The organism is Enterobacter mori LMG 25706, from assembly GCF_000211415.1.
GTDB lineage: Bacteria > Pseudomonadota > Gammaproteobacteria > Enterobacterales > Enterobacteriaceae > Enterobacter > Enterobacter mori.
Map to the genome: position 1 here is coordinate 77012 of NZ_GL890779.1, position 12043 is coordinate 89054.

Sequence of the window (12043 nt, forward strand, 5' to 3'; positions counted from 1 at the left end):
TGGCCTGCAGGATCAGCTGCTTCAGCGCCGGAATGCGCTTAAGCGACGCGCCGCACTGCATCGCCATATCCTCAAGCTGGCTGCGGTGGTCGAAGGCCATTACGCACAGCTCCGGCCACTCGCGGCGGCGGGTGGTCACCCGGTGGAGATGGTTAAGACGCGGGTCGAGATCCGGGCGCGGTACATCCGCAGCGCGGGAGAGATAGTCATCCAGCTCGATTTTGCTCGGCATCGCCGGGGCGCAGCCGTGGCGCGAGACCACCAGCGCACCGCAGGCGTTGGCGTAGCGGCACGCCTGCTCCCAGCCCTCGTCGTTCAGGTAGCCGCGCAGCAGGCCGGACATAAACGCGTCCCCCGCCCCAAGGACGTTCAGCACCTCCACGCGCACGCCGGTCACCGTCAGGCCGTCGTCCAGACGGGGCGGAATGGCGTCTGTGTAGACCGAGCAGCCGAGCGCGCCGCGTTTGCAGACCAGCGTTGCGTCACTGACGGCGCGCACCTGCTCCAGCGCCTGCAGGGTATCCGTGCTGCCGCCCGCAATGTGAAACTCCTCTTCGGTGCCAACAATAACGTCGAAGAGGTGCCGCACCTCCTGCAGCTCGCGGGTGACCTTATCGGCGGCGATAAAGCGCGTTTCGCCGTCGCCTAAGGCGGTCAGCCCCCACAGCACCGGACGATAATCGATGTCCAGCACCGTGCGCACGCCGTGACGGCGGGCATAGCCCAGCGCCGTCAGCACCGCCTCGCGGGTCTGCGGATGAGAAAGATGCGTCCCGGTGATGGCAAGACAACGAGCGGAGGCAATGTAACTTTCGTCCACATCGCTGGCGGTAATCGCCATATCCGCGCAGTTATCGCGATAAAAAATCAGAGGAAAGGTGTCCCGGTCTTTAATGCCGAGTAACACCAGCGCCGTGAGGCGGTCTTTATCAGTAATCAGATGGTGGGTATCGCAGCCCACCTGGTTGAGCTCTTCCCGCAGGAAGCGGCCCATATGTTCATCGCCGACGCGCGCCAGCATCGACGAACGTAAACCCTGACGCGCGGTGCCGTACGCCACGTTGCCGGACGAGCCGCCGAGATATTTGGCGAAGCTCGACGCATCCTCCAGACGGGCACCAATCTGCTGACTGTAGAGGTCTACCGCCACGCGGCCCATGCATATCACATCAAACTGCTTTTCCACGTTAATACCTCATCAGACAATGTCGTTCACGTTCAGCCAGCGGCCTTCCCGGTGCGAGAGTGCAATCGCGTCCAGCACGCGAGACACTTTCCAGCCCTCTTCGAAGTCCGGCCACATCGGCGCGTCGGCGGCAATCCCGTCCACCAGGTCGCGCACCTCCACCGTTTTTTGATCGTTAAAGCCAATCCCGTGTCCCGCCCCCATGCAGAACGCGGCGTAGTCCGGGTGCGCTGGGCCAACGAGCAGCGTGCGGAACCCCTGACGGTTCACCGGATCGTCATGCAGATAGAGCTTCAGCTCCGCCATGCGTTCCTGGGTAAAACTGATGGCGCCCTTCGTTCCGGTAATGACATACGACAGCCCCATCTTGCGGCCGCAGGCGACGCGGGAGGTTTCAATGACGCCCTGCGCCCCGCCCGCGAAGCGCACCATCGCGTGGGCCTGATCCTCGTTTTCGACGGCGATCATCTCTGACGATCCGGCCTTTGCCGGGCGCGCCGGGACCACGATCTTCAGATCGCCGCAGACCTGCTCGATATCCCCCACCAGGTACTGGGCCATATTGACGATGTGCGCCGCAAGGTCGCCCAGCGCGCCCAGCCCGGCGGTCTCTTTAAAACAGTGCCAGTGAATGGGCGACAGCGGGTCGGCCATATAGTCTTCGTTGTGGGTGCCGTAGAAGTGGATCACCTCGCCAATCTCGCCGCGGGCGATAATCTCCTTCGCCAACTGTGCCGTCGGGTTCTTCATGTAGTTGAACCCCACCAGCGTTTTCACCCCGGCCCGCTTCGCGGCGTCGACCATCTCGCGCGCGTCGTGGGCATTAAGCGCCAGCGGCTTCTCCGAGTAGACGTGCTTGCCGTGGCGGATCGCCTCCAGCGCCATCTCTTTATGCAGATGGTTGGGTGAACAAATATCCACCACGTCAATGGCCGGGTCGGCTACCAGCGCCCGCCAGTCCCCGGTGGAGCGGTTGAAGCCAAACGCCTGCGCGCGCGCTGCCGCCAGCTCCGGCGTGACTTCCGCCACCATCTCGCGCACCAGCCTGCCGCGCAGGTTGAACACCGTCGGGGCCTGGGCATAGGCGATGGCATGTGCCTTGCCGATATACCCGGTGCCAATCAATCCAATACGAACCTCTTTCATCGTGATCCTCACAGTGCGCCGCGACGGCTTTTGGCATAGGTATCGAATGCCACCGCCAGAACGATAATTAATCCGGTGATAATTTGCTGGTAGTAGGCCGAGACGTTCATCAGCACCAGGCCGTTAATCAGAATGCCCATGATGATGGAGCCGATAATGGTGCCGCCGATGCGCCCATAGCCGCCCATCAGCGAGGTGCCGCCAATCACCACCGAGGCAATAACGCGCAGCTCAAAGGAGATCCCGGCTACCGCCTCGGCGCTTCCCAGACGCGCGCTCAGGATGAAGCCTGCCAGACCCGCCAGACAGCCAATCAGCACGTAGACGCTGACCAGCACACGCTTGACGTTCACCCCCGCCAGGCGTGCCGCCTCTGGGTTGCCGCCGATGGCGTAGACGAAGCGGCCCCAGCGGGTTTTATGCAGCGCCAGATAACCGCCAATGGCGACGATGGCGAAGATCCAGATCGGAATAGAGATGCCGAGCAGCTCCCCGCGTCCCCACCAGCGGTAGCCAGGGTCGAAACCGGCGATCGGCGCACCGTCGTTAATCACCAGCGTCAGGCCGCGCCAGATGGTCATCCCACCGAGGGTGACGATAAACGGCGGCAGGCGCAGGCGGGTGACGCCCAGACCGTGCAGGAAGCCAATCGCCGTGCCCATGGCCAGACAAATCCCCAGCCCGATTAGCCAACTCATGCCGCCCCAGGCGTTCGGGTCGACGGTGGTGAAGTTGTCGCCTTTGATCACGTACGCCGCGGTCATGGCGCATACCGCCAGAATGGAGCCCACGGAGAGGTCGATCCCGGCGGTCAGAATGACGAAGGTCATCCCCACGGCCATGATCCCGTAGATGGACACTTCGGTCAGGATGTTGAAAATATTGCGTTCAGAGAAAAAGTTGCTGTTCTGCGACTGGAAGAAGATCAGCAGCAGGATCATGAAAATCAGCACCCCGAATCGCTCGAAGAAGGCGATGGGATCGATGCGTCCGGCGCGTTTGACCGGGGCCTGCGTTTTAGAAATCATCTGCGTCATGAGAAACTCCGTTATGCCGCGTTCAGGGCGTTGTGGTTGATGGCCATCATCGTCATCAGCCGTTCTTCGTTAGCGTCGTCACCGTGGATCACGCCAGTCACCCGGCCTTCGCTGAGGGTGATGATCCGGTCAGACACCGCCATCACTTCAGGCAGATCGGAGGAGATCACGATCACCGCTACGCCCTTTTTCGCCATGTCAAACAGCACCTGGTGCACTTCCGATTTGGTCCCCACGTCGATGCCGCGCGTCGGCTCATCGACGATCAGCACCCGTGGATTGAGCGCCATACAGCGCGCGAGGATCACTTTTTGCTGGTTGCCGCCGGATAGCTTGCGCACCTCCTGCGCGCTGTTGACCATTTTGATCTGCAGCGCCTGGCGGTAGGACTCAATCAGATCGTCCTCTTTGCGGGTGTTCACAAACCAGCGCCACTGCAGCAGCGAGGAGAGGCAGGAGAGCGACAGGTTGTCGCGAATCGACAGCCCCAGCACCGCCCCCTCTTTTTTACGATCTTCCGGCACCAGCGCCACACCGTGGTCGAGGGCATACAGCGGATCGCGCGGCTGGTACGGCACGCCGTCCAGCTCAAAGCTCCCCGAGGTAAACGCATCAGCGCCAAACAGGCAGCGGGCCACTTCGGTACGTCCCGCGCCCACCAGCCCGGCAATGCCCAGGACCTCCCCGGCGTGGACGTGGAAACTGATGTCGTGCAGGGCGATGCCGTGCGGATCCAGCGGCGGCTTTTCGCGACTCAGTCCCTTCACCGCCAGGCGGACGGGTTTATCTTCATGATGCGTTTCGCTGGCGGGACGACGGTTAAAGGCCACGTCGCGTCCGACCATCAGGCGGATCAGCTGTTCTACGTTGGTCTCCGCCACCGCGCCGGTGCCGGTGAAACGGCCGTCCTGGAAAACGGTGAAGCGATCGCAGAGCTGGAAAACTTCGTGCAGACGGTGGGTAACGTAAATAATGCTCACGCCGCGGTTTTTAAGCTCCCGCACCACGCGGTGCAGGCTTTCCACCTCGCTGTCGCTCAGCGCGGCGGACGGTTCGTCCATAATGATTAACCGGGCGTTGAGGGTCAGCGCCCGGGCGATCTCCACCATCTGCTGCTGGGCGACGCTCAGGCGGGCGACAGGCGTGGTCGGCGCAACGTTCAGCTGCAGGTAATCGAGGATGACCTGCGCCTCCTGGTTTACCGCCTTTTCGTCGACGATCAGGTTACGTTTACGCGGCTCGCGCCCGAGAAACATGTTTTCCGCGACGGTCATGTTGGGCAGAAGGTTGAATTCCTGATAGATGGTAATAATGCCCTTGTTCTGGCGCTCCACCGGGGAGTCGTCCACCGGCAGCGTTTCGCCGTTGAACCAGATATCCCCGCGCGTTTGCGGCTGCGCGCCCGCGAGCGCCTTCAGCAGCGTAGATTTCCCCGCCCCGTTTTCCCCCAGCAGGGCGTGAATTTCTCCGCTGCCGACGGTCAGCTGAGCGCTGCTCAGCGCCCAGACGCCGGAAAAGCTTTTTGCCAGGTCGGTCACTTTCAGTAAGGGTTGCGACATCAGTCTGCTCCTCCTCATGATGAGCCGCCAAAGGCGGCTCGGGACATATTAGTTACCGGCCTCACCGATACGCTCAGCCTGCTGCAGGTTCTCTTTGGTGATAAGCGTCGGAGGATAGTCGGCCCCGGTAATGGCTTTTTTCTCGCGCACGTTGGCCACCAGCTGGCTCATCGCCGTCTGCACCGCAAAGCCCGGGCGCTGATCCGCCGTTACCGCCAGCCAGCCGTCGCGCACGCGGGCCAATGCTTCCGGCACCGCATCGAAGCCGGTCACGAGGATCTCGCCCGGCTTCACGCCCTGGCTCTGCAGCGCTTCAATCGCGCCCAGCGCCATATCGTCGTTGGCTGAGAGGATCACCTGCGGGCGCTTCGGCAGCGAAGGCAGCACGCTTTCCACAATGCGCATCCCTTCCGAACGCATCCAGTTCCCGGTCTGATCGGCGACGATCTTGTATTTATCCCCACCCGACTTCAGGCTGTCGCGGATCCCTTTGGTGCGTTCAATATTGGAGGAAGAACCCGGCTGGCCGGTGAGGAGAATGATGTCCGCGCCGTTGGGGAATTTGGTTTTAACGAAGTCGCCAACCGCCTGGCCGCCCTTGTAGTTGTTGGCGCCGAAGTGCGGCACTTTCTTCTGGCTATCGACGGAGCGGTCGAGGGTGACGATCGGCAGTTTCGCATCCTGAATTTCATCCACCGCGCTGGAGACCGCGTTCACGTCGTTCGGGGAGACGATAAAGCCCTGCGCCCCGCGGGTGATGGCGTTTTCCAGGTCAGCCACCTGCTTCGGTGAGCTGCCCTGCCCGTCCAGCACCTGAAGCTTCACGCCCATCTCTTTTGCGGCTTTCACCGCCGTGCGCTGCATGTGAACTTCAAACGGCATGGCCAGGTTTGGCGTACTGAAAACAATTTGCTCGTTTTCGGCGAGGGCGGCCCCGGACGTCATGGCGATGAGGGCGGCTACGATCAGTTTTTTCATTATTATGTCTCTCTGTGTAGGGTTGTTGTGTTTAGAGGACGATCTCGCGCTGGCTGCGCAGCGACTCCAGCGCTTTATCCGCGAGGTACAGCGCACGTTCACCATCATCGCCGCTGCAGTCAGGCACCGCTTCGCCGCGCAGGACCGCAACAAAGTGTTCCCATTCCGCGGCGTAAGCGGATTTGTAGCGCTGCAGGAAGAAGTGTTCCGGCAGCGCGCTGGTGCAGCCCTGTTTGCCGTAGTGCTGCACCTGGTTTTCAAGGATGTTGCCCGCGCACAGCAGCCCTTCGGAGCCATGCAGCTCCAGGCGCTGGTCGTAGCCGTAAGATGAACGGCGGCTGTTAACGATGGTCGCCCCCGCGCCGGAGGCATATTTCAGAACGATAAACGCGGTATCGATATCCCCCGCCTCGCCAATCGCCGGATCCACCAGGTTACTGCCCTGGGCATACACCGACACCGGCTCTTCGCCCATGATGAAGCGTGCCATGTCAAAGTCATGAATGGTCATATCGCGGAACATGCCGCCGGAAACGCGTACGTACTCAGCAGGCGGCGGGGACGGGTCGCGGGAGATGATCAGCAGCGATTCCGGCTTGCCGATGCGCCCGGCCTGCGCGTCGGTTTTCACGCGGCGGAACTGCGGGTCAAAGCGGCGGTTAAAGCCAATGAAAAGCGGCACGTCGTACTCTTTAACCACTTTCAGGCAGTCGCGCACGCGGGCGAGATCGAGGTGTACCGGCTTTTCACAGAAGATGGCCTTGCCGTGGCGGGCGGCCATTTCAATGAGGTCCGCGTGGGTATCGGTCGCGGAGGCGATCAGCACGGCATGAACGTTAGGGTCGGTCATCGCCTCATCCAGGCTCTGCTGGCGGGCCTGATACTGCGCGGCGAGACGGGTGGCAAATTCCTGATTGGGGTCAACCACGGACCAGAGCGTGGTCGCGCCGTGGCTGGCGATGTTAGCTGCATGTACCTGGCCAATTCGGCCAGCGCCCAGTAAAGCAATGTTAAACATAACGGCTCCCGGTGTTGGTGAATGCTGTGAACTAACGACCCTATAAATAAAACATTTATTTCATTTTTATAAATAGTGAAAATTATGTTTTTGAGTGTGGGTTAACACTTTTGAGATGAATGAGATAAATTTTGTTATCAATCTCACAACATGGAAAGACGTACAGAAGCCCCCTCACCCCGGCCCTCTCCCCAAAGGGGCGAGGGAGAAAAGGCCGCACCGAACCATCCCCTCTCCCCTTTGGGGAGAGGGTTAGGGTGAGGGGAAATGAAATGAAAATTTCGTTACGATGGAAAAACTTAATACTGACGGGCTTTTTTCACCTGTACCTGCGTTTGCTCGGCGGCTTCGCGCACGGCAGACGACGCCGCCACCTGCGCATCACCGGTTCGCCACCATGAGGCGTAATCGTGGGTCATAGTCTTCGGCAGCACCTTGATGTCCAGCAGCGTCGGGCCCGGATGCGCGCGTGACGCCTCCAGCGCCGCCAGCAGGCTTTGCTCATCGTTCACCCGCCACGCGCGGCAGCCGTAGCTTTGTGCGTTTTGCGCAAAGTCGACCTTCACCAGCGGCCCGTCAAGCCGCCCGGTTTCCGGGTTGCGCCGACGGTTTTCCGTGCCAAAGCTGCCCATGCCGTGCCCCATCTGCAGGTTGTTAATGCAGCCGAAGCTTGCGTTATCAAACAGCAGAACGGTGACCTTAATGCCCTCCTGCACCGCGGTTTGCAGCTCGGAGTGCAGCATCATGTAGGAGCCATCCCCCACCATGGCGTACACCGGCTGCTCTGGCCTGGCGAGCTTCGCGCCGATGGCTGCCGCAATCTCGTAGCCCATGCAGGAGTAGCCGTACTCCAGGTGATAGCTGTCCGGCGTTTTGACCTGCCAGAGGCGCTGTAAATCCCCTGGCAGCGAACCGGCCGCGCCCACCACGATGGCGTTATCTTCAACATGCTGGTTGATCAGCCCCAGCACCCGCGTCTGGGTCAGGCGGGTGTTGAGCGTCTCGCCGTATTCCGCTAACTGCGCATCCAGATGCCCCGCCACTTCGGGCGCATCGTCAGGACGCCACTGGCGATCCCACAGGCGACGGCACTCGTCGCGCCAGGCGGATTTCGCCTCGGCGATCGCCTCTCCCCAGCCGCTGCGATAATCGCCGAGCGCGTGGGTTAATGCCTGGAGCCCGGTTTGGGCATCGGCAACCAGCGCGGTGGCGTCCAGCTTCAGGGCGTCGAACTCGGCCACGTTCAGCAGCAGGAATTCGACGTCCGGGAGGGAAAAGAGCGCCTTGGAGCCGGTAGTAAAGTCGGTCAGGCGCGTGCCGACGCCAATCACTAAATCCGCCTGTGGCGCGAGCTGGTTGGCGGCCATTCCCCCCGTCACCCCTACGCCGCCCAGGTTAAGTGGGTGGTCACTTACCAGCGCCCCCTTTCCGGCCTGGGTTTCGGCAAACGGCAGCCGCAGCGTCTCGACAAATTCGCGAAACGCCTCATGCGCGCCGGAATAGCGCACGCCGCCGCCGCACACCACCAGCGGACGACGCTTGCGGGCGATTATCGCCCGCGCCTGCGCCAGACGCTGCGGGTCAGGCGGACGGCGCTCGATGTGGTGCACGCGACGCGCGAAGAAGCTCAGCGGATAGTCCCAGGCCTCCCCCTGCACGTCCTGGGGCAGGCAGATGGTCACCGCGCCGGTATTGGCGGGGTCAGTAAGCGTTCGCATCGCGCTTAGCATGGCGCTCATCAGTTGCTCGGGGCGGTTAATGCGGTCCCAGTAGCGGGAGACCGGACGGAAGCAGTCGTTGGTGCTGATGCTGAGGTCGTGATACTGCTCGATCTGCTGCAGCACCGGGTCCGGCTGGCGGCTGGCGTAGATATCGCCCGGCAACAGCAGCAGCGGGATGCGGTTCGCCGTGGCGGTGGCCGCGGCGGTCACCATATTGGCGGCCCCCGGCCCGACGGAGGAAGTGACGGCAAAAATACGCTGACGCCGGTGCTGTTTGGCGAATCCCGTCGCCATATGGGCGATGCCCTGCTCGTTGCAGCCCTGCATCACCTGCAGATGGCCCGGGTCCTGCTCCAGCGCCTGGCCTATACCGAGCACGTTGCCGTGCCCAAAGATGGTGGCGACGCCCTCCACGAAGGGCGTTTCGTTGCCATCCACGCTGACGTACTGTTGATTCAGGAACCGGACCAGCGCCTGGGCCATGGTAATACGTTCGGTTTGCATAAAACCTCCTGTCAGCCCAGCGTCGGCATGGAGAACGCAGCGCCTGTCTCCTGCTGCATTTCCGGCCAGCGCGCGGTGATGGTTTTCATTCGGGTGTAGAAGCGCACGCCGTCGTTGCCGTGGACGTTGAGCGCGCCAAATATCGAGCGCTTCCAGCCGCCGAAGCTGTGGAATGCCATCGGCACCGGGATCGGCACGTTGACCCCCACCATGCCCGCCTGCACTTCTTCACAGAAGCGGCGCGCGCAGCCGCCGTCGCGGGTGAAGATCGCTGAGCCATTACCATATTCATGGCGGTTAATCAGATCCACCGCGCTGGCGTAATCTGCTACGCGCACCACAGAAAGCACCGGGCCGAAAATTTCTTCTTTATAGATGGTCATCTCCGGGGTGACGTTATCGAACAGCGTCGGCCCGACGAAGTAGCCCTGCTCGTGCCCCTTCACGCTGAAGCCGCGACCGTCCACGCGAAGTTTCGCTCCCTGCGCTTCCCCGCTGTCGATATAGCCCAGCACCTTGCTGCGGTGCGCGGAGGAGATAAGCGGCCCCATTTCGTTTTCCGGCGTCTGGTCCAGACCCGGCCCAACGCGCAGCGCGGCAATCTGTTTTTCCAGCCGGGTGCAGAGGTCATCGGCGGTTTTATCCCCCACCGCCAGCACCACCGAGAGTGCCATGCAGCGCTCGCCCGCCGCGCCATAGGCCGCGCCCATGATGGCGTTGGTCGCCATCTCCATATCGGCGTCCGGCATCAGAATGCAGTGGTTTTTCGCACCGCCCAGCGCCTGACAGCGCTTACCGTGGGCGGACGCGGTCTGGTAAATGTATTCCGCAATCGGCGTGGAGCCGACAAAGCTCACCGCCTGCACGCGCGGGTCGGTCAGGAGCACGTCAACGGACTCTTTATCGCCCTGCACCACGTTGAACACGCCGTCGGGCAGGCCAGCCTCTTTCAGCAGCTGCGCCAGCGCGAGCGCCAGAGAAGGATCTTTTTCCGACGGTTTCAGCACGAAGGTGTTGCCGGTAGCCAGCGCAATCGGGAACATCCACATCGGCACCATCGCCGGGAAGTTAAACGGCGTGATCCCGACGCAGACCCCAAGCGGCTGCATCAGCGAGTGGCTGTCGACGCCGGCACCGACGCTCGCCGAGTGTTCGCCCTTTTGCAGATGCGGGATGCCGCAGGCAAACTCCACCACTTCCAGGCCGCGGGTCAGTTCGCCCACCGCGTCGGAGAAGACTTTGCCGTGCTCTTCGCTGATGATACGGGCCAGTCGCTCCATGTTCTCTTCCAGCAGCGCCTTGAAGCGGAACATCACGCGCGCGCGCTTAAGCGGAGCATGGCGCGCCCACGCCGGAAACGCCTGCTGCGCGGCGGCAATGGCCTGTTCGGTTTCCTGCACCGTACTCATCACCACCTGGCGGATCTGCTCGCCGGTGGCCGGGTTGAAGATCGCCTGAACGCGCTGGCCTGAACCGGTGACACATTCGCCGTGAATAAAATTCGCTACCGTCTCCATCCTTAACCTCTCGCTGTTGATACGTGACTGTGACTGAACACTGTGTACAGAACACTATATATGAAACAAATATTCCATTTTAAGTTGAAATAAAATAAATGATGATTATTGTGATCAAGGATGGATTTTTATGTTAACAGCCAACAACACTGACGCCGCGTGCGCTATTAAGGAATTTCGGGCGAGGAAATGACTGAAGTTTCTGTTTCATTTTTGCTGCCAGATGGATGGCCGACATTTAAAAGACGCGGTTTTGCGTTTAGAATCATAAGACTGTATTTGGGGGATAAGATGACGACAGCAACCAGCCTGAACGAACTGCAGCAGCAAATCCGCGATCGCTACGATAGCCTGAGCAAGAGGCTGCAGCAGGTCTCCCGCTACGTGCTGGATAACACCAACAGCGTGGCCTTTGATACGGTTGCCGTCATTGCCGAGCGCGCCGACGTGCCGCCCTCGACGCTGATCCGCTTTGCCAACGCCTTTGACTTCACCGGCTTCAACGAAATGAAACAGCTGTTTCGCATGAACCTGGTAGAAGAGACAGCCAGCTACAGCGACCGCGCCCGGCTGTTCCGCGAAATGGAGAGCGAGGCCGTGCCGGAGACACCGCTCGATATCCTGCAGGAATTCGCCCGTTCAAACGCGCAGGCGCTTCAGCAGCTGGCCGCCCGCGCCGAACCGGAGATGCTGGAGCGCGCGGTACAGCTGCTGACCGACGCCGACACCATCTACATTGCCGGACTGCGCCGCTCCTTTAGCGTCGCGGCCTACCTCACCTACGCCCTGAGCCACCTCGAGTGTCGCCCTATCCTGCTCGACGGCATGGGCGGCATGCTGCGCGAGCAGATCAGTCGCATCAAGGCGCGCGACATTGTGGTGTCGATCAGCTTCTCGCCATACGCGGAAGAGACGGTGATGGTGAGCGAAACCGCCGCCAGCGTCGGCGCGCGGCAGATTGTGATTACGGACAGCCAGATAAGCCCGCTGGCGACGTTTAGCGATCTTTGCTTTGTGGTGAAAGAGGCGCAGGTGGATGCGTTCCGGTCTCAGTCGGCAACGCTGTGCCTGGTGCAGTCGCTGGTGGTGGCGCTGGCGTATAGGTTGGGTGAAGGGAAATAATCATTTCACCCATATGTGATGACTTGGAGTTTTGGACATGGTGAAGTATCAATTATCATTATGTCTACAGTCATTGGTATACTAAACAGGAACGATCAAACCGAAGAATAAAATTATCTTTTAGTCCGTCATTTCCACAGGTCAACCTTAACCGAATGATGAATCATGCGATGTCTATAGTTTACTATTGATTTCCTCTCAAATATCAATAAGCTAAGAAAGGATCGTATTTATTTTTGCTTTTTTTTATACGAC

The 12043-nt window shown here is 60.7% G+C and carries 9 protein-coding genes; 1 reads left to right on the plus strand and 8 read right to left on the minus strand.

Annotated elements, in window-relative coordinates; all coding sequences use genetic code 11:
• The 8 genes from ENTMO_RS26705 to ENTMO_RS0117795 form a co-directional block, all read right to left on the minus strand.
• The coding region (locus ENTMO_RS26705) for a bifunctional 5-dehydro-2-deoxygluconokinase/5-dehydro-2-deoxyphosphogluconate aldolase (protein WP_010433887.1) at positions 1-1186 on the minus strand (1186 nt) is incomplete at its 3' end.
• Between the two features lie 12 nt (positions 1187-1198).
• Entirely contained in the window at positions 1199-2332 is a 1134-nt protein-coding gene (locus ENTMO_RS0117765) for a Gfo/Idh/MocA family protein (protein ID WP_010433892.1), read from the minus strand.
• Positions 2333-2340: 8 nt separating this feature from the next.
• Positions 2341-3369, minus strand: a complete 1029-nt coding sequence (locus ENTMO_RS0117770; protein ID WP_010433895.1) for an ABC transporter permease — start codon at positions 3367-3369, stop codon at positions 2341-2343.
• 11 nt (positions 3370-3380) lie between these two features.
• Complete coding sequence (locus ENTMO_RS0117775; RefSeq protein WP_010433898.1) at positions 3381-4928, minus strand: sugar ABC transporter ATP-binding protein; 1548 nt, start codon at positions 4926-4928, stop codon at positions 3381-3383.
• Positions 4929-4976: 48 nt separating this feature from the next.
• Positions 4977-5906 carry a substrate-binding domain-containing protein gene (locus ENTMO_RS0117780; protein ID WP_010433901.1) on the minus strand — a complete coding sequence of 310 codons (930 nt, stop codon included), beginning with the start codon at positions 5904-5906 and terminating at the stop codon, positions 4977-4979.
• 31 nt (positions 5907-5937) lie between these two features.
• Complete coding sequence (iolG, locus tag ENTMO_RS0117785) at positions 5938-6924, minus strand: inositol 2-dehydrogenase (RefSeq protein WP_010433904.1); 987 nt, start codon at positions 6922-6924, stop codon at positions 5938-5940.
• A gap of 299 nt (positions 6925-7223) precedes the next feature.
• Entirely contained in the window at positions 7224-9149 is a 1926-nt protein-coding gene (gene iolD / locus ENTMO_RS0117790; RefSeq protein WP_010433907.1) for a 3D-(3,5/4)-trihydroxycyclohexane-1,2-dione acylhydrolase (decyclizing), read from the minus strand.
• An 11-nt stretch (positions 9150-9160) separates the two neighbouring features.
• Positions 9161-10666 carry a CoA-acylating methylmalonate-semialdehyde dehydrogenase gene (locus tag ENTMO_RS0117795; protein WP_010433910.1) on the minus strand — a complete coding sequence of 502 codons (1506 nt, stop codon included), beginning with the start codon at positions 10664-10666 and terminating at the stop codon, positions 9161-9163.
• A 291-nt stretch (positions 10667-10957) separates the two neighbouring features.
• Between ENTMO_RS0117795 and ENTMO_RS0117800 the strand changes: the two genes are divergently transcribed.
• On the plus strand, positions 10958-11788 hold the full coding sequence (locus tag ENTMO_RS0117800; RefSeq protein WP_010433913.1) for a MurR/RpiR family transcriptional regulator: 831 nt from the start codon (positions 10958-10960) through the stop codon (positions 11786-11788).
• Positions 11789-12043 lie beyond the last annotated feature (255 nt).

What these genes read in the sequence shown, in the direction of transcription:
- ENTMO_RS0117765 (WP_010433892.1), bottom strand. Translation starts at nt 2,332, where the DNA reads ATGAAAGAGGTTCGTATTGGATTGATTGGCACCGGGTATATCGGCAAG.
- ENTMO_RS0117770 (WP_010433895.1), bottom strand. Translation starts at nt 3,369, where the DNA reads ATGACGCAGATGATTTCTAAAACGCAGGCCCCGGTCAAACGCGCCGGA.
- ENTMO_RS0117775 (WP_010433898.1), bottom strand. Translation starts at nt 4,928, where the DNA reads ATGTCGCAACCCTTACTGAAAGTGACCGACCTGGCAAAAAGCTTTTCC.
- ENTMO_RS0117780 (WP_010433901.1), bottom strand. Translation starts at nt 5,906, where the DNA reads ATGAAAAAACTGATCGTAGCCGCCCTCATCGCCATGACGTCCGGGGCC.
- iolG (WP_010433904.1), bottom strand. Translation starts at nt 6,924, where the DNA reads ATGTTTAACATTGCTTTACTGGGCGCTGGCCGAATTGGCCAGGTACAT.
- iolD (WP_010433907.1), bottom strand. Translation starts at nt 9,149, where the DNA reads ATGCAAACCGAACGTATTACCATGGCCCAGGCGCTGGTCCGGTTCCTG.
- ENTMO_RS0117795 (WP_010433910.1), bottom strand. Translation starts at nt 10,666, where the DNA reads ATGGAGACGGTAGCGAATTTTATTCACGGCGAATGTGTCACCGGTTCA.
- ENTMO_RS0117800 (WP_010433913.1), top strand. Translation starts at nt 10,958, where the DNA reads ATGACGACAGCAACCAGCCTGAACGAACTGCAGCAGCAAATCCGCGAT.